Origin of the sequence: Leisingera sp. NJS204 (assembly GCF_004123675.1) — a bacterium.
GTDB lineage: Bacteria > Pseudomonadota > Alphaproteobacteria > Rhodobacterales > Rhodobacteraceae > Leisingera.
On sequence record NZ_CP035417.1, the window covers coordinates 1,205,953 to 1,222,724 of the forward strand.

Below are 16,772 nucleotides of genomic sequence, written 5' to 3' on the forward strand. Positions count from 1 at the left end.
CTGCAACAGGCCCAAGGCGCCGGAGAAAAGGGCTGACCGGCGGTATCGGACCGGAAGTACCAGCCTGCTTGCACTGATCGGCTTCGCAGGCTTCGCAGCCCAGCCCATCGGCTTTCCAAGCCCTGAACCGCAATCCCCATAGCACCGGAATCCGCCCGCGCCTTCCTCGTTGTCAGATTTATCGCCGCTGCCGCTCACGCTGACAGCAGCCACAAACCTTAGACACCGACGAAACCGTTCACGCGGGATTGGCGCTTGTGGCGGTTGGATCGCGCTGATTTGTACTGTGGACTTGGCGAATAGGCGTGCCGGTCTGACGATTGGGACCTTCTCAATTGTCAGACAGGAGGTTTCGTTGTCAGACCAATATATTCCAAAACTCCGCCAGCGGTTTGCCGAAGACATGCAGATCAAGGGGCTTCAGCCCAAAACACAGACGATGTATCTGCGTGCGATGCGTGTCTTCACGCGGTTTCCGGGGCGCGCGCCTGATAGCGCAACGCCAGCTGAATATGAAGGAGCGCGGCGCCGGCGCGCCGACCTTCAACAGCCGGTTGGCGGTTATGAGCTTTTTCTTCGCGACTGCCTGCCCGCGCCCGGAGACGAAGCGGCACATGCGCTATCAGCGGGCGGCGAAGAAGATCCCGGTCGTGCTGAGCGCCGAAGTCGTCACACGCATCCTTTAAGCGGCACCTGGTCCCGGGTTGAGATACCGGGCCGCGTTCAGCGTGGCCTATCGAGGCGGGTTGCGCGCCAGCGAGGTCACGCATTTGAAGGTCGGTGACATTGACAGCGGCCGCATGCTGATCCGGATCGAGCAAGGGAAGGGTCGTAAGGACCGCCATGTGATGCTGTCGCCGGGCATGCTCGACCTAGGCCGCAACTACTACCGTGAGGCACAGCCAAGAGGGTGGATGTTCCCAGGCCGCAACCGGATCGTTCCGATCTCGACGCGTCAGTTCAACCAGGCTCTTGGGGTGGCATGCGATTTTGCCGGGAGCGGCAAAAAGATCTCGCCCCATACACTGCGGCATAGCTTTGCCACCCATCTGCTGGAAAGCGGGGCCGGCATGGGCGTGATCCAATGACCGGCTGGACCTGTCGCGGTTTTGTGCCGCCCCAGGTGCTCGGTTAAGCCACCTTTCGTTCGAATGCGACCGGGCTTTTCCAGCCCAGTGCTGTGTGTCGGCGTCGCGGATTGTAGAAGCCGTTGATGTATTCAAAGATCGCCATCTCGGCTTGCCTGCGGGTTTCCCATGACCTTCGCCAGATCAATTCTGCCTTGATGGTTTTGAAGAACGTCTCGACGGCCGCATTATCGTAGCAGTTTCCTTTGCCGCTCATCGATACCTTGAACCCGTTTTGGCGTAGGATCTTCTGATAGTCCTGAGAACAGTATTGCGATCCACGATCCGTGTGGTGAATGCAGCCTTTTGGCGGTGACCGGAATGCGATGGCTATCGTCAGCGCCCGGATCGCCAGATCCCGTTTCATTCGATTGCTCACCGCCCAGCCGATGACCCGCCTGGAATGCAGGTCCAGGATCACTGCGAGATACAGCCAGCCTTCACGGGTCCGGATATAGCTGATGTCGCCGGCCCATTTCTGGTTCGGCTGATCAGCCGTGAAGTCCCGATCCAGCAGGTTGGGCGCGATATTGAATTTATGGTCACTGTCCCCCACTCGGCTGATTGCTTCGCAATCGCCTGCCGGGCAATGGTCGTCACCTTGTGTTTGCGCGTTCTGACAACAGATATGCCGTTCTGGCGCATTAGGCGGCCCGCACGACGGTGCCCGATATCCAGACCGATCTCTTTCAGCTCCTCCGTCATCCGTGGCCTGCCATAGCTGCCCAAGCTGAGGCGCGACTGTTCCTTGATATGCGCCAGCGTCACCAGATCACTGCGCTTTCTGCAGCTGGCCGGACGGCTGCGGAAGGCCCGTAAACCGCGCGGACTAACATCCATGACATCACACAGCCGGTGGGTGGGAAAGCTGTCGCGGCGTTCCTCGATGAACCTGAACCTCATGGCCTTTGGCCCGCGAAGAACTGCGTTGCCTTTTTTAGGATCTCCCTCTCCTCCTTGAGAACGCGGTTCTCACGTCGAAGCCGTTCATTCTCTTGGGCCAGGCTCAAATCCTCGTTCGACACTACGTCAGTGTCTCGGTGTGCCATGATCCATTTGTTAAGCGTTGACAGGCCAACACCAAGATCATCAGCAACCTGCTTGCGTGTAAGTCCGCTGGTCAGCGCTATGCGCACCGCATCAGCTCGGAATTCGTCCGTCCGTTTCGTTCCCGCAGTTCGTCTCATTTGGCGCAGTAAAGGCTATCAAAGGGGCGGCATCAAACCGCGACAGGTCCACTGTCGTGGTGTCCCCCTATTGCGCCCGTAGCCCGCTGGAGTTCGTCCCGATTTCTGTTAGTGTCCGAGCCCGTGGTGTAATTCCCGCGCCTTCAACGGTGTGATCATGGGTGGCCATCAAGGTGTATGGTCGAGGTGGAGTTTCGACGCTTCAGCCACGACCCGCACGGAGACCCCGATGACCAAGACCATCATGGGCCTTTCCGAGCTTCTCGCAAAGCAAGATGGCGGCGGCTTTCTGCGTGCCGTCGCGAACTCATTGGTCCGGGGCTTGGTCCGTCAGAAGCCGGGACTTTCTGGACGGGCTTTTTTCGCGGCTTGAAAGCCCGGGGGCTGGAACGGCATCAAGCTGGTGTTCAGCGACGCGCACAGCGGCCTAAGGGCGGCCATCGTGCTGGCCAACATGGCGTTCCCGCGCCAGCACAGAACGAAGTTGCACAGTACCAATCCGATCGAGCGCTTGAACAAGGAGGTGAAGCGCCGGGCCGATGCCGCCGGTATTTTCCCGAATGAGGCCTCCATCACCTGCCTGATCAGCGCCGTGCTGTTCGAACAGAACGGCGAATGGCAGATCGCCAGCCGCTACATGATGGTTGAGGCCTTCGCCGAAACCGGCGCAGAGGAGACAGACCCCATTCTCAGCCTTTCAATACAAGCCGCCTGATCATGACCTCTGGCCATCCGGGAAATTACACCAGCTTGACGGACGTGACCCAATTTCCGGACAGTTTGATTATTGATCCTATGCGGCAATTCTCCAAGTCATGGTTTCGTATGCTTGCGCGGGTGTTTGGCAGCCGATGGCGGAATGACGCCGTTGGCGATTGTAGAAGACCTCTATGTATTCGAAGATCGCAGCCTTTGCCTGGGCACGCGTTTTGAAGCGCTCCCGGTGGACCAGTTCCTTTTTCAGGGACGCAAAGAAACTCTCCATCGGTGCGTTCTGCGCCTTCAAATGGTCCCCCAGACCATTTGATCCGCTGGCGCGGACCAGCTTGAACTCCAGGCATTCTCCGGTGCGGCTCATGGATTGCGTGATGCGTGCCGCCCTAAGCAACTTGCGGTATTCTCCGCCTGCATATTGCACGCCGCGGTCGCCATGGCGGATGAGCCCTGGTACCGGGCCACGGCGCCCAAGGGCCATGTTCAAGGCATCACAGCACAGTTCCGATCGCAGATGATCGTCCATGGCCCAGCCCACGATTTCACGCGTGGCATTCGACCATTGTTCTCGAACCAATGGCGAACAAGGTCTCATTCCTTGATGGCAGCCACGTAGAGCCAGCCTTCAGCGGTGTCGGCATAAGTGATGTCAGCGAGCCGAACACGGTTCGGAACGGTGCAATCGAACTGTTGCTCCAACAGATTTGGTGAGGGTTTGAGGCTGTGATTGCTGTCTGTGGTGCGCCGCTTTCGACGCTTGTACAGGCACGGTGAGACATTGTTTTCACGCATTATTCTGGCCACGCGCCGCTCCGAAACGTCCTCGCCATCGGCTTTCAGATCCTGGTGGCCCCGCTTTGCCCCATATCGTTTTTTGCTTTGAGTAAACGCCGCTTTGATCTTTGGCAGCAACGCGGCGTCCCGGGTGTCCCGCAGCTTTTGCCGCTGATCCCGGGCAGGTTGCGGCTGGACAAAGCCGTAAAACCAGCTGCGCGTAACGCCAGCAATGCGACAGAGCTGAGCGATCGGCTAAACAGTCTTGCGGGCAGCGACAAATGCATGTTTCGCGTTCATGTCTTCGCTGTCCTTGAGGCGAAAAAAGCGGAAGCCTTGTGGAGGATCCCATTTTCCAGCTTCAAACGTTTGTTTTCCTTCCGCAGACGATCCAGTTCCGCTGCATCCGCCTGCTGCCTGCGCAGCGCCGCCATTGATCCTGCCGCTTCGGCCTCCGAGTGCCAGGTCTTCAGCTGGGAACTCGTCACACCCAGTTCCCTGGCCACGCCACATTGTGTGGCACCAGGCTTATAAAGCCGGCCAACAGCTGCGGCTTTGAATTCATCTGTGAACGTTCGTCTCGATTGTCCCACTTAAGGCTCTTTTCATGGACAGGGTAATTTACCCTAATGTCTGGGAACAGGGACGAAGTTCACACCGTCTTGCTGCACCGCATGTGGACAGACTGCGCTGAATTCCGTCGGGAACCGGTGGAGGGCACGGCATGATCTAATCGTCCAATACTTGACACAAACACCCAATAAAAGAAGCGGCCTTTACCCAAACCGCGGTGAACACTGTGGGCCTCAACACGGGCCGCGCTGCCGGGGCACTCTTTGAGCAGAGCAGGCTTTCACCTTCCCGTGAGTTACCCCGGATCTGCGTCCCATTAACTCAATTCTCATCAAATTCCCCGAAATTGCCCTGTATGACATTTTCCTAACCAGCAGGATTCCCCGTGACCGATTGGACCTCCGGCTATGTGGCCGGCATCGACTATACCCATGATTTCCACAGCCAGCTGACGCCCGCCTTGCTGGGCTTTGGCGCGATGAGCCAGGGCCACCGGCACGCTCTGGACGGCGACGGCATCACCTATTGCGAACTCGGCTGCGGCCAGGGATTTTCCGCCAATCTGCTGGCGGCGGCCAACCCGCATATCGAATTCCACGCGATGGACTTCAGCCCGTCGCATATCGCTGGCGCCAGGGAGCTGGTTCAGGAAGCGGTTCTGGACAACATGCATTTCCACGAACGCTCCTTTGAGGATTTCGACACCGCGCCGGGCCTGCCGGAGGTTTTTGACATCATCGCCCTGCACGGTGTCTTCAGCTGGGTCTCCGCGGAGAACCGCCAGCATATCACCCGGTTCATTTCGCAGCGGCTGCGGCCGGGCGGCCTGGTCTATGTCAGCTATAATGCCCAGCCCGGCTGGGCTGCGGCCATGCCGCTGCGCCGCCTTCTTGCCGGCCGGGCAGAGCAGGGCAGCGGGCCGCTGGCAGGCCGGATCGGCGATGCAATGGCCTTTGCGCATCAGCTGGATGCAGCGGGTGCGGCGTATTTCGGCAAGAACCCGGCAGCGGCCAAACGTCTGGATCATATGAAATCGATGCCGGCCAACTATCTAGCGCATGAGTATTTCAACAAGGACTGGACCCCGTTCTATTTCGAGGATCTGGCGGGCGAACTGGCCGGAGCCAAGCTGGATTTTGCAGGCTCCGTGCATCCGCTGGACAATCTGGACTGCATCCGCTTCACGCCGCAGCAGCAGGCCCTGCTGAACAGCGAGGGGGACCCCGGCCGCCGCGAAGGCCTTCGCGATGTCCTGCTGAACGAGCATTTCCGCACCGATATTTTTGTGAAGGGCAAGCTGTCCCATACCCCGCGTGGCGAAATCGGCGCCTGGTTTGCGACCCCTTTTGCTCTGAACCGTCCCTATAGCGGCGGGACCTTGAAATTCCACCACCGGGGCAGGGAGGTGCCTCTGGAGCAGGAGCAGTACGCGCCTGTGCTGAAAGCTCTGGCCGAGGGGCCATCAACAGTGCGCAGCCTGCTGGATCACGGGGTGTTCGGCGCCATGGACTGGGGCAGCATCGCCCGGATGCTGACGACACTTGCCGGCACCGGCTGCATCACCCCCTGTCTGCCGCAGGAGGGGCTGGCACAACGGGCTGCTGCTTGCCGTGCCTTCAATCTGGCGGTCTGCAAACGGGCCGAGGACAGCGATACCCTGCGCTTCCTGGCCTCGCCTGTCACCGGCGGCGGGGTGGAGGCGGACCGGTTCGAACAGCTGTTCCTGCTGGCCCGCAGCGAAGGCCATGAGACACCCGCCGGCTGGGCAGCCCTTGCCTGGCGCATCCTGGCGCCGCAGGGGCAGCGGCTGCAGCACGAGGGCCGGGTGCTGGAAACCGAGGAGGAGAACCTCGCCCTTCTGGGAGCCAAGGCAGGCAATTTCGCGGCCCGCCGCCTGCCGCTGTTCGAAAGCCTGGGCGTGACGCTGGAGGACGCCGGGCAGGACACCGGGACGGGCTCCGGGAAGGACCAGACAGGGGCCTTGGCACAGGGTACTGCGGCGTGATCCCGCCGCATTCGGCGGGGCGGGCGGCCGGGCCGTGCCGGCAGCTTGGAAAACCGCTCTCATGTGCCGCCGCATTAGCAATTTGAAAAGCTGTGCCGCTTAAACAGAAAGCGGCCCCTTACCCTCACTGACAGGAACTCACACGTGTCCTTTGAAGACCGCACGCTGACCGCTCCATCCAGGGGCAGAGAAGCTCCCTTTGCCCTGGACGAAGTGTTCTTTTCCCGCACCGACTCCCGCGGTGTGATCCAGGCCGGCAATGCTGTGTTCAGCCGTGTCGCCAAATACGCGATGGAAGACCTGCTGGGGGCACCGCACAAGGTGATCCGCCACCCTGACATGCCGCGCGCGGTGTTCCAGCTGCTGTGGGACACGATCAAGGGCGGCGGCACTGTTGGCGCCTATGTCAAGAACCGGGCCAGCGATGGCAGCTACTACTGGGTTTTTGCAGTCGTCACGCCCTGCGACGGCGGTTATCTTTCGGCGCGGATCAAACCGACCAGCCCGCTGCGCAAGACGGTCGAGCAGGAATACGCCCTGCTGCGCCAGGCCGAACGCGACGAAGGGCTAGACCCAGAAGCCAGCGCTGCGCTGCTGCTGACGCGTCTGCAAGGGCTTGGCTTTGCCACCTACAACGATTTTGCCGGCCACGCCCTGGCAGAAGAGCTGATGGCACGTGATGCAGGCATGAAACGCCCCGCGGATGCCCGTCTGGCGGAACGCCGGGCGATGCATTCCGCAGCCGGGGATCTGGTGCAGGAGACCGAGGCGCTGGTGCAGGAATTCGAATCCATGCGCACCATCCCGCATAACCTGCGCGTCATCGCCTCGCGGATCGAACCGGCAGGCGGGCCGGTCACCGTTCTGTCCGAAAACTACAACGCCATGTCGCGCGATATGTCCAATTGGTTCGAGGCCCATGTCTGGGGCAAGAACAGCAATTTCCGCGCCATCAAGGGCACCGTGACAGCAGCCATTTTTGTCGAAGGGCTGGCCCGCATCCTCACTGAATGCGGCCATCAGCTTAATCAGGAAGACGGCGCCGCGGCCATTGATATTAATCGCGAACAGGCGATCCTGACGCAGTTGACCGAGGATCAGTTCACCAAGGCCAGGGCCAGCCTGCAGGACGTCCGGTTCGAGGCCGGCCGCATTCTCAAGGCCTGCCTGACCCTGCACCGCCACTTCATGGCGCTGACCACTACCCGGGTGCTGTGCAAGATCGAATGCGCCCGGCTGGGGAGTACCGGGGAATCGCTGAATTCGATCATTGATGAGCTGGGCCAGTTCCAGGACCGGATTTCCGTCCGTCTGGAAAAGATCACGGAACTCAGCAAAGCACTTGCATCCGAAGGGAAGTAACCCGTGTTCCGGCCTATTCCTTTGCCGCCGTCTCCGTCCAGCTTTTGCGGAAAGACGCAGGCGACTGGCCATAGCGTTTCTTGAAGCGGATCGACAGCTGCGTGGCACTGCTGAAACCGGTGGCGGCGGAAATCTCTGCCACCGTCATGTTGGTCTCGTTCAGCAGGGCCAGCGCCCGGCCCACCCGCAGTTCAATGTAGAACTGCACCGGCGAGGTGCCGACATAGCGCTGGAACAGCCGTTCCAGCTGGCGCCGCGAGATCTGCGCACGGTCTGCCAGCACGCCGATTTCCACCGGCTCCTCGATGGTGTCATGCATGAACTGCATGGCGTTGATCAGATGCTGATTGCGGCTGCTCAGCGCAACGGAATAGGCCGATTTCTGCAGCGCTTCGCGGTTGTTGGAGCGGAAGTGGATGCACATGTCGGACACGATGACCGCCAGGTCCTTGCCATGGTCGGTCTCGATCATCTCCAGCATCATGTCGGTGGCCGCATTGCCGCCGCCGCAGGTCATCAGCCCGTTGTCGATCTCATATAGGTTGGCACTGGGCTCCAGCCCCGGGAAATACTCGGAAAACGAGGGCTGGTTTTCCCAATGCAGGGTAAAGCGCTGACCCTGCAGAATGCCGGTCTGGGCCAGCGCAAAGGCACCTGTGCAGATGCCGCCGAACCGGCCGCCATGGGCATTCTGGCGCCGGATCCAGGCGAGGGTGCGGGGACTGGCGCTGTCCGAGGGTTCAATGCCGGAACAGACAAAGGCAAAGCTGCCGCGGGGCAGATCCTCCAGCGGCAGGTCGGTATTGATTTCGATCCCGTTCGAGCACGGCACCGGCGCGCCGTCCTCGCTCATCAGGAACCAGCGGTACAGCTCCTTGCCGGTGACCTGATTGGCAACCCGCAAGGGTTCCACCGCCGCGCTGAAGGCCAGCATGGTCAGCTTCGGCAGAAGCACAAAATAGATGTCTTTGGGCGGCCCGTCGTAATCAACCCGGAAACTGGCCGCACCCTTCGGGACAAAGCTGCGGAGATTCATGATCTTACCCTAACAGATGGGATGTTTACTGCAAAATGCGCGCCGCAAGCCTTCGCCCGCGGCGCGCTGTTTTCTCAGGCTGTCAGCTTGGCCACCGGCTCGCCGCTGTCTTCCCAGGCGGCGATTTCGTCTTCGCTGGCCTTGGGCGAGAACAGCCCGGTCATCGCATAGAAGATGCCAATGAGCGGCGACAGCCAGCAGGCAAAGGCCAGCGGGATGTACAGCAGGTTCTCGAAATTGCCATCCGATATTCCCAGCGCCAGCGCCGAGATCACAAAGGCACCGCCCGCATTCCAGGGGATCAACGGCGAGACCAGCGTGCCGCCTTCCTCAATCGCGCGCGACAGGTTCAGCGGCGAATACTTCATGCCGCGATACACAGGCGCATACATCCGGCCGGGCAGGGCGATGGACAGATAGGGGTCGCCGGCCACGGTATTGGTCGCAATCGAGGTCAGGATCGCCGAGGTCTGGATGCCGGCAAAGCTCTTCACCCGCGCAATGATCACCTCGATGATTGCCTGCAAACACCCGGTCCGTTCCAGTGCGCCGCCGAACCCCAGTGCCAGCAGCACCAGCGAAATCGTCCACATCATCGACTGAATGCCACCGCGGTTCAGCAGCGGGTCAATCTCCGGCACGCCGGTTTCAATCGCATAGCCGCTGTTGGCAAAGGTGAAGGTCTCATGCAGGCCCGCACCCTGGCACAGCATCGCCATGATGCCGCCGACGACAGCACCGGCAAACAGCGACGGGATCGGCGGCTGTTTCTTTACCGCCAGCGCAATGACCAGCAACGCGGGCAGCAGCATCAGCGGCGAAATCCAGAACGCGCCATCCAGCGCCTTGGTGATCGCGTCAATCCGCTCAAACGACACTTGCGAGGTATCGATCAGGGTGAAGCCGACAACCAGATAGATCACCAGCGCGATCAGCATCGACGGCACCGTGGTCGGCAGCATGTTGCGGATGTGGTCGAACAGGTTGGTGCCGGTTACCGCAGGGGCCAGGTTGGTGGTGTCTGACAGGGGCGAGATCTTGTCGCCGAAGAACGCGCCGGAAACCACGGCGCCTGCGGTCCAGTACATCGGAATGCCAAAGCCCGCGCCGATCCCCATCAGCGCCAGGCCGACGGTGCCCACAGTGCCCCAGGAGGTGCCCAGCGACACCGACACGATGGAACACAACACCATGCCCGCGGCCAGGAACAACTCGGGCGACAGGATTTTCAACCCGTAATAGATCAGCGTCGGCACGGTGCCGCTGGCAATCCAGATGCCGACAATCATGCCGACAGTTATCAGGATCGACACCGACGGCAGCGAGATGTTGATGACGTGAAACACGCCTTCCTCGATGTTGTCCCACTTGTGGCCCAGCTTCAGCCCCACCAGCGCAGTGATGGCGATGCCGATCGCCAGCGGAATATGCGGGGTGAAATCCCCGAAGTAAAACAGCTGAACGCCCAGAACAGCCAGCGTCAGAACGATGGGCAAAAGCGCCATCGCCAGGCCAGGCTTTACGATATTCGGATCATTTGGTGACACGGGTATTTCCTCCCTAGGGTCAAATCGCCTGTCAAAGGCGGATGCGGATACACACCAGAAATCGGCCCCTGGGACTCGTACCCGCCGCGCCGGAATGCACAGCGTTTGCGACAATCGGGGAAATATCCCTGATCGGGGAAAGATTGGGTGTTTGAGGGATTTCTCCCTGCTTGTGAAGGCCGCGCACGCCTGCCAGGCCATTGGAAATGGCAGCTTGCCAAGCCAGTGCTGCCTTGCCTAAAGGCAACAGCCGCCGGGTCTTTATGGCTGGTTTCTGGATAATCCTGCTGTATGGCTTAATCTCAAAGCTGACTAACCGCTTGGGAACCGGAATGAAAAGACTGCGCAACCCCCGCACAGGGGTCGATCAGGGGGATATCGAAGTCTTTTCGGATTTCGAGGACAACGGTGAGATGTGGACCGGCTCCGGCCCGCGCGAGCGGCGCCAGGCGGTCAGCTTCAGCGCGGCATTTGCCAGCCCGCCATCGGTGCAAGTGTCGGTGTCGCTTTGGGATATGGATACCTCTGCCGCGATCCGGGCCGAACTGGTGGCGGAAAACATCACCTGCGAAGGGTTCGAGATCGTCTTCCGCACCTGGGCCGACAGCCGCGCCGCCCGCCTGCGTGCGGGCTGGCTGGCCATCGGCGAGCTGCCACATGCCGACGACTGGGATGTTGATTAAGCCGCGGAGCTAGACCTTGGCAGTCAAGGTCCCGGCACGCAGCAGCTTTTGAAATTTGGGGCATTCCAGATGGCTGGGCGCCGGGCAGTCCGCCATATGCCGCAGCGCGTCCTTCAGCGTGGTCAGTTCCCGGATCTGCGCCTCCAGCGCATCGGCGCGGGCGTGCAATTGGCTGCGCGGCAGATCCGGCTGGCCGTCCTTGCCGAACATGCCGGCAATCTCCTGCAGCGAAAACCCGGCCGCCTTGCCCAGCGTGATCAGCGACAGCTGCAGCAAAACCCCACGCCCGAACTGCCGCCGCAGCCCCTTGCGCCCGGCTGAGGTGATCAGCCCGATTTCTTCGTAATACCGCAGGGCCGAGGCGGCGACGCCCGAGCGGTCGGCGACGTCGCCAATATCCAGAAGTTTCATTCTTGACCTCAAGTTGACTTGAATTGGCAGGCTGCCAGTCCGGAACAGTTGGAACAAGGAAAATCCCGGATGAACACGGAAAAAAACCCCCTCTGGCAAGAGCCAAAGGCCACCGCGCTGTTGATGGCTGCCAGTCTCACAGTGATGGCCAATGCAACCATCAGCCCGGCGCTAGCCGGGCTGGAACAGGAATTCTCAGGCGTGCCCGATGGAGGTTTTCTGGTACGGCTGCTGGTCACCGCGCCGTCGCTGGGAGTGATGCTGACCGCGCCGCTGGCAGGCTGGCTGACAGACCGCGCCGGGCGGCGCGGCGTGCTGCTGGCGGGGGTCTGGCTGTTCATGCTGTGCGGCACAGCCGGGTTTTACCTGCCGGATCTGCATCTGATGCTTGTCAGCCGCTTTGGTCTGGGCATCGCTGTGGCGCTGATCATGACCGCGCAAACCGCCCTGATCGGCGACTATTTCACCGGCGCGCGGCGACAGGCGCTGACCGGGCTGCAAATTTCGGCGCGCAATTTCGGCGGGCTGGTCTTTATCGGAATGGCCGGGCTGGCCGCCACCCTGTCACCACGGCTGCCGTTTCTGATCTACGGGCTGGCTGTCCTGTGCCTGTACGCTACCTGGCGCCATGCGCCCGAACCGGCCCGGCCCCAAACGGGGCAAGCCCAAGCTGAGGGGGCAGGGCACCCGGCCTGGCTGATGCTGGTAATCGCAGTCTCAGCCTTGCAGATGCTGACCAACGGGCTGTTCTTCATGATGCCGACCCAGCTGCCGTTCTTCTTTGCTTCCCAGGGCCTCAACAGTGCGCTGATGACCGGGGCGGGGCTGGGGCTGCTGTCGCTTTGCGGCGGGATCACTGCGCTGCTGTATGCACGCTTCAAAGGCGCGCTGCCGCATGCTGCCATTTTTGCCTTGGGCTACGGCGCGCTGGCGCTTGGCTTTGCGGTTCTGGCACAGGAAGGCAGCGCGGCGGTGTCGCTTGCGGGCGCCATGGCGGTTGGCATTGGCTATGCCGCAGTCTCGCCCGGCTTTGTCGCCATCACGCTCGCGCTGGCCCCGTCCGGGCGGCGCGGTACGGCGGGTGCAATCCTGACCGCATCGGTGTTCTGCGGCCAGTTTCTGTCGCCCTTTGCCAGCACGCCTGCCATCAGCATATGGGGCTATGGCGGGGCCTTCGGCGCCGCCGCGGCAGGTCTGGCGCTGATGGCTTGCATGGCGCTGCTGACGGCTCTGCACACAGCGCGCCGCCGCCGTGCCGCCCTGTAAAAAGGTAAAAGCCCCGCCGGGTGGCGGGGCTTTGCAACTTGCGGAAAACAGCGGGTTCAGCTGCCGTTTGAGGTCAGGCTCTCGTAGATCGGCACCAGGGTCTTGTCCTCGAACAGCGACGAAACCGATGTGCCGTGCCAGATGTTCAGGATCGCCTGGGTGAACAGCGGCGCGGTCGGCAGGATGCGGATATTGGGTGCGGCGGCGACGGCCTCGGTCGGCTGGATCGAGTCAGTCAGCACCAGCGACTTCATCACCGAATTGGTGACGCGCTCCACCGCCGGGCCGCTCATCACGCCGTGGGTGATATAGGCGTGGACTTCCTTGGCGCCGTTGTCCAGCAGCACCTGGGCTGCCTTGCACAGCGTGCCGGCGGTGTCGCACATGTCGTCGATGATCAGGCAGATCTTGTCTTTCACATCGCCGATCACGGTCATTTCGGCCACTTCACCGGCCTTCTCGCGGCGCTTGTCAACGATCGACAGCGGTGCATTGATGCGCTTGGCAAGCTCCCGTGCACGGGCCACACCGCCCACATCCGGAGACACCACCATCAGCTCGTCCATGTTGTCCTTGAACTGGTTCTTCACATCCAGCGCAAAGATCGGCGAGGCATAAAGGTTGTCCACCGGGATATCAAAGAAGCCCTGGATCTGCGCGGCGTGCAGGTCCATGGTCAGAACCCGCTCGATGCCGGCGCCGGTCAGCATATTCGCCACCAGCTTAGCCGAGATCGGCGTGCGTGCTTTGGTGCGGCGGTCCTGGCGGGCGTAGCCGAAATAGGGGATCACTGCAGTAATCCGCTGGGCCGATGACCGGCGCAGCGCATCAGAAATGATCAACAGCTCCATCAGGTTGTCATTGGCCGGGTTTGAGGTCGGCTGAATGATGAACATGTCCTCGCCGCGGACGTTCTCATAGACTTCGACGAAAATCTCGCCGTCATTGAACCGCTCGACGCGGGCGTCCACCAGCCCCTGGTCGACACCGCGGTGCATGCTCATCCGGCGGGTGATGGCTTGGGCAAGAGGGAGGTTGGCGTTCCCAGCGATAAGCTTGGGTTCGTTCAAAGTCGGCATTGGCTGATATCCCCAGGCAGCAATGGCAATGTGTCAGATTCGTGATATTGAACCCCGCTTATCATGCACTTACCCTCGCGCAAAGTTCTAAGCGGGAGATACAGCCTATGGCAGCGTTCGATTTCTACTTCTCAACCTTGTCGCCCTTTACCTATCTGGCCGGCACAAGGCCGTGGGAGATTGCCGTGCGCCACGGCGCCGAGGTGATTTGCAAGCCATTGGACATCCTGGCGTTGTTTGCCCGCACCGGCGGCACACCTCCGGGTGAACGGCATCCCGCACGCCAGGAATACCGCCTAGTTGAGCTGGAGCGGCAGGCGGCCAGGCTGGGCATGCCCGTCAATCTGAAACCGGCGTTTTGGCCGGCCAATGCCGCGCCGTCCTCATACGCCATTACCGCCGCGCAAACCGCAGGCGGCGGCGATATGGGGCAACTGGTGCATTCGATCCTGCGCGCCTGCTGGGCCGAGGAGAAAAACATCGCCGAGGATACGGTGATCCGCGACTGCCTCCAAGGCGCCGGCTTCGACCCGGCGCTGGCTGACAGCGGTCTTCTGGCCGGCGCGGAGACCTATGCGCAGAACCTCGAGGACGCAGTCAATGCCGGTGTGTTCGGGGCGCCGTTCTGGGTGACCGCAGACGGGGCAAAGTTCTGGGGACAGGACCGGCTGGAAGACCTGGACGCGCATCTGGCGGGGCAGGCCGCGTGACAATCCGCGTGACAGGCGGCCAGCCGCACCGCGCGACGGACCGGCCCGAGGGGATCTTTTCGCGCAGCTTCGGCCAGGGTCCGCGCAATGTGCTGGCGGTGCATTGCTCGCTGGCCCATTCCGGCGCCTGGCGCCGTTTGGCCGGAGAGATGGCCGGGGACATCACCCTTACCGCTTTCGATATGCTCAGCCATGGGCGCAGCCCGGATTGGGACGGCACCGGCAATTATCAGCTGCTGAACGTTGACGCAGGCCTTGCCTTGCTGAGCGAACCGGCGGATCTGATCGGGCACTCCTTCGGCGCCACCGTGGCCCTGCGCATGGCAATGGCCCGGCCGCATCTGGTGCGCAGCCTGACGCTGATCGAACCGGTGCTGTTTGCCGTGGCCAAATCCGACGCCCCGGCGGCATTCGCCACGCTCGAAGCCGCCAGCCGGCCAATCGATGCGGCCTGGGCAGCCGGGGATCTTGCATTGATGGCGCGGCTGTTCAATCGGATGTGGGGGCCGGGAGAGCCAAAGTGGGCCGACCTGCCCGAACAGACCCGTGCTGCGATGATACGCGCTATCCCTGTGGTGCCGGCCTGCCACCCGACGCTTTTTGACGATGAAAACGGCACCCTTTCCCCCGGCGCTCTGGATCCTGTTGCCATGCCTGTGCTGCTGCTTCACGGCAGTGAAAGCCCGGGCGTGATCGGGGAAATTGTCCGGGGGTTCAGCCGCCGGCTGGCCAATGCCGGTGCCGGATCCGTGCCGGGCGCGGGCCATATGCTGCCGGTCACGCACCCGCAGCAAACGGCGCAACTGCTGCGGCAGTTCTGGCAGGCCCGCAACTGACAGGCCCCGGACCCGCGACCGGCCCGCTCTTGACCTGCGGCAGGCCTTGTGCGGCCCAGTTGCGTTTCGCTTGCGCCGCCGGTCTGATGCGCCGCCGGGAGGTCAGATTTCCGTCACTGTTGTCACCACCTCGCGGAAGAAATCCATCTTCCCGTTTTCCTGATGGGTGGTGATAAAAGTGACGCTCTCTGCCATTGCTGCACTCCGGGCATAGAAGAACCGCTGCTCGAACCGGGTCAGAAACCAGCCATTGCCTAGGTCCTGCGTGTCCGCCGCAAGGATCTGCGTGCCCTGCGGAAACACTTCCTGGCCCAGCCGGGTCAGCACCTGGGCAAAACCTTCGATATCCGTGGCGCTCTGCCAGGCGATATCGGCGTCATCCTTGTAGTGATCAATGCGGAAATCGATATCCGCAGCAATCAGCCCCATGATCGCCGGATCCCCGGCTTCGAAATGTTTCAGTACCTGCGCGATTACGGGGTCCGTGGCCCCGGCCTCTTGCGTAATGCCCGCGTCCTTCATGGTGTTGTCCTTCTGTGCTGCTGTTTTCGCAGACAGCTAGCCACGCAGAAGTACTAAAGTTAATTGCTTTGATGCCTATTGTTGGCATAGTCTTTGACTATGATGGATCTTGCCCCGCTCCGCTATTTTCAATCCGCCTATGACACCGGCACCTTCAGCGCCTCGGCCCGGATGAACGGGGTGAGCCAGCCGTCGGTCTCGGCGGCGGTCTCAAAACTTGAAGAACACTATGGCGGCGCCCTGTTCCTGCGCCGCCGTGACGGGCTTGCGCCAACTGCGCTGGGGCACGAGCTGTACCGCCAGTCGGGCGCCGTGCTGGCGCAGCTCAGCCTGCTGGAGCAGCGGCTGACCGGACGGGCACCGCAGGCGGTCCGGGTGCATTGCCAGCCGGACATCCTGGTGGCTTCCTTCCAGGCGGCGCTGTCCGGCCTGCGGCGTGACAATGCGGCGCTGACGTTCCAGTTCACCAACAGCCGCGAGGATGCGGATATTCTGTTCTGCTCCGATGGCTGCGTGCCGCGGGGCTGCGCCTTTCAGGTGTTATGGCAGGAAACCTATGGCGCCGCATTGCCCCGCGATCACCCCCTGGCCGCGCAGGCGGCGCTGACCCTGGCCGATCTGGCAGGCGAGCCGCTGATCGCACGGCCCTATTGCCCCGGAGCGGATCAATTGCTGCTGCAGGAGCAGGCTCTATCCGCCATCGTCGCTGAAGCTGCACATGACGCCCAGCTGCTGGATCTGGTGGCCGCGGGGCTGGGCGTGGCGCTGGTGCCGCTCGGCCATGCCCGCGCGCAACAGGGGATCACGGTGCGGCCGCTCAGCACGGACACCCCCGTGCAGCGCCAGGTCGGGGTGGCCCACCGCAAAACCCAGTTTGCAGCCGCCATCGCCAAAAGCCTATGCGCCTCCTGGCAGCATCCGGCCCCATAACAAAGCCCGT

16 protein-coding genes and 4 pseudogenes are annotated in these 16,772 nt (G+C 61.9%); 10 read left to right on the forward strand and 10 right to left on the reverse strand.

Annotated features, from left to right (window positions below; translation table 11 throughout):
- Nucleotides 1-512: 512 nt before the first annotated feature.
- The gene (locus ETW24_RS24735) at nt 513-686 is read left to right on the forward strand and encodes a hypothetical protein (RefSeq protein ID WP_254695711.1); all 174 of its coding nucleotides are present in this window, start codon (nt 513-515) and stop codon (nt 684-686) included.
- A 42-nt stretch (nt 687-728) separates the two neighbouring features.
- Nucleotides 729-1,088 carry a tyrosine-type recombinase/integrase gene (locus ETW24_RS24740; protein WP_302664665.1) on the forward strand — a complete coding sequence of 120 codons (360 nt, stop codon included), beginning with the start codon at nt 729-731 and terminating at the stop codon, nt 1,086-1,088.
- 43 nt (nt 1,089-1,131) lie between these two features.
- On the opposite strand, the pseudogene ETW24_RS05890 reads toward ETW24_RS24740, so the two are convergent.
- Nucleotides 1,132-2,314, reverse strand: a pseudogene (locus ETW24_RS05890) (IS3 family transposase).
- Nucleotides 2,315-2,611: 297 nt separating this feature from the next.
- Here ETW24_RS05890 and ETW24_RS05895 point away from each other — a divergent pair.
- Nucleotides 2,612-3,029 (forward strand): annotated as a pseudogene (locus ETW24_RS05895) (transposase); the annotation flags it as partial.
- A gap of 78 nt (nt 3,030-3,107) precedes the next feature.
- Here ETW24_RS05895 and ETW24_RS25355 read toward each other — a convergent pair.
- The 4 genes and pseudogenes from ETW24_RS25355 to ETW24_RS05910 form a co-directional block, all read right to left on the reverse strand.
- Nucleotides 3,108-3,395, reverse strand: a pseudogene (locus tag ETW24_RS25355) (IS3 family transposase); the annotation flags it as partial.
- Between the two features lie 36 nt (nt 3,396-3,431).
- Nucleotides 3,432-3,623, reverse strand: a pseudogene (locus tag ETW24_RS25360) (hypothetical protein); the annotation flags it as partial.
- Entirely contained in the window at nt 3,620-3,940 is a 321-nt protein-coding gene (locus ETW24_RS05905; protein WP_254695681.1) for an IS3 family transposase, read from the reverse strand. The pseudogene ETW24_RS25360 and the gene ETW24_RS05905, both read right to left, overlap by 4 nt.
- Nucleotides 3,941-4,098: 158 nt before the next feature.
- Nucleotides 4,099-4,395 carry a transposase gene (locus ETW24_RS05910; RefSeq protein WP_129370175.1) on the reverse strand — a complete coding sequence of 99 codons (297 nt, stop codon included), beginning with the start codon at nt 4,393-4,395 and terminating at the stop codon, nt 4,099-4,101.
- 365 nt (nt 4,396-4,760) lie between these two features.
- On the opposite strand from ETW24_RS05910, the gene ETW24_RS05915 reads away from it, so the two are divergent.
- Both ETW24_RS05915 and ETW24_RS05920 read left to right on the forward strand, forming a co-directional pair.
- A complete protein-coding gene (locus tag ETW24_RS05915) occupies nt 4,761-6,380 on the forward strand; it encodes a methyltransferase regulatory domain-containing protein (RefSeq protein ID WP_129370176.1) in 1,620 nt (539 codons plus the stop codon).
- Nucleotides 6,381-6,524: 144 nt separating this feature from the next.
- A complete protein-coding gene (locus tag ETW24_RS05920) occupies nt 6,525-7,742 on the forward strand; it encodes a PAS domain-containing protein (RefSeq protein WP_129370177.1) in 1,218 nt (405 codons plus the stop codon).
- 13 nt (nt 7,743-7,755) lie between these two features.
- On the opposite strand, the gene ETW24_RS05925 is transcribed toward ETW24_RS05920, so the two are convergent.
- Nucleotides 7,756-8,778, reverse strand: a complete 1,023-nt coding sequence (locus ETW24_RS05925; protein ID WP_129370178.1) for a GlxA family transcriptional regulator — start codon at nt 8,776-8,778, stop codon at nt 7,756-7,758.
- Nucleotides 8,779-8,852: 74 nt separating this feature from the next.
- The gene (nhaC, locus tag ETW24_RS05930; RefSeq protein WP_129372854.1) at nt 8,853-10,283 is read right to left on the reverse strand and encodes a Na+/H+ antiporter NhaC; all 1,431 of its coding nucleotides are present in this window, start codon (nt 10,281-10,283) and stop codon (nt 8,853-8,855) included.
- A 374-nt stretch (nt 10,284-10,657) separates the two neighbouring features.
- On the opposite strand from nhaC, the gene ETW24_RS05935 reads away from it, so the two are divergent.
- Nucleotides 10,658-11,008, forward strand: a complete 351-nt coding sequence (locus tag ETW24_RS05935) for an H-type lectin domain-containing protein (protein WP_129370179.1) — start codon at nt 10,658-10,660, stop codon at nt 11,006-11,008.
- Nucleotides 11,009-11,017: 9 nt separating this feature from the next.
- Here the strand turns inward: ETW24_RS05935 and ETW24_RS05940 are convergent, their stop codons facing one another.
- Nucleotides 11,018-11,419, reverse strand: coding sequence for a helix-turn-helix domain-containing protein (locus ETW24_RS05940; protein WP_129370180.1), 402 nt, complete (start codon nt 11,417-11,419; stop codon nt 11,018-11,020).
- Nucleotides 11,420-11,488: 69 nt separating this feature from the next.
- On the opposite strand from ETW24_RS05940, the gene ETW24_RS05945 reads away from it, so the two are divergent.
- Nucleotides 11,489-12,685: an MFS transporter gene (locus tag ETW24_RS05945; protein ID WP_129370181.1), complete on the forward strand. Its 1,197-nt coding sequence runs from the start codon at nt 11,489-11,491 to the stop codon at nt 12,683-12,685.
- A gap of 56 nt (nt 12,686-12,741) precedes the next feature.
- Here the strand turns inward: ETW24_RS05945 and ETW24_RS05950 are convergent, their stop codons facing one another.
- Nucleotides 12,742-13,764: a ribose-phosphate pyrophosphokinase gene (locus tag ETW24_RS05950; protein WP_129370182.1), complete on the reverse strand. Its 1,023-nt coding sequence runs from the start codon at nt 13,762-13,764 to the stop codon at nt 12,742-12,744.
- Between the two features lie 107 nt (nt 13,765-13,871).
- Here ETW24_RS05950 and ETW24_RS05955 point away from each other — a divergent pair, with 107 nt between their 5' ends.
- Together ETW24_RS05955 and ETW24_RS05960 are read left to right on the forward strand one after the other, a co-directional pair.
- On the forward strand, nt 13,872-14,474 hold the full coding sequence (locus ETW24_RS05955) for a 2-hydroxychromene-2-carboxylate isomerase (RefSeq protein WP_129370183.1): 603 nt from the start codon (nt 13,872-13,874) through the stop codon (nt 14,472-14,474).
- Nucleotides 14,475-14,476: 2 nt separating this feature from the next.
- Nucleotides 14,477-15,310, forward strand: coding sequence for an alpha/beta fold hydrolase (locus ETW24_RS05960; RefSeq protein WP_254695746.1), 834 nt, complete (start codon nt 14,477-14,479; stop codon nt 15,308-15,310).
- A gap of 102 nt (nt 15,311-15,412) precedes the next feature.
- Here ETW24_RS05960 and ETW24_RS05965 read toward each other — a convergent pair whose 3' ends face one another.
- Entirely contained in the window at nt 15,413-15,832 is a 420-nt protein-coding gene (locus ETW24_RS05965; RefSeq protein ID WP_129370184.1) for a hypothetical protein, read from the reverse strand.
- A gap of 99 nt (nt 15,833-15,931) precedes the next feature.
- Between ETW24_RS05965 and ETW24_RS05970 the strand changes: the two genes are divergently transcribed.
- Nucleotides 15,932-16,762, forward strand: a complete 831-nt coding sequence (locus tag ETW24_RS05970; protein WP_129370185.1) for a LysR family transcriptional regulator — start codon at nt 15,932-15,934, stop codon at nt 16,760-16,762.
- Nucleotides 16,763-16,772 lie beyond the last annotated feature (10 nt).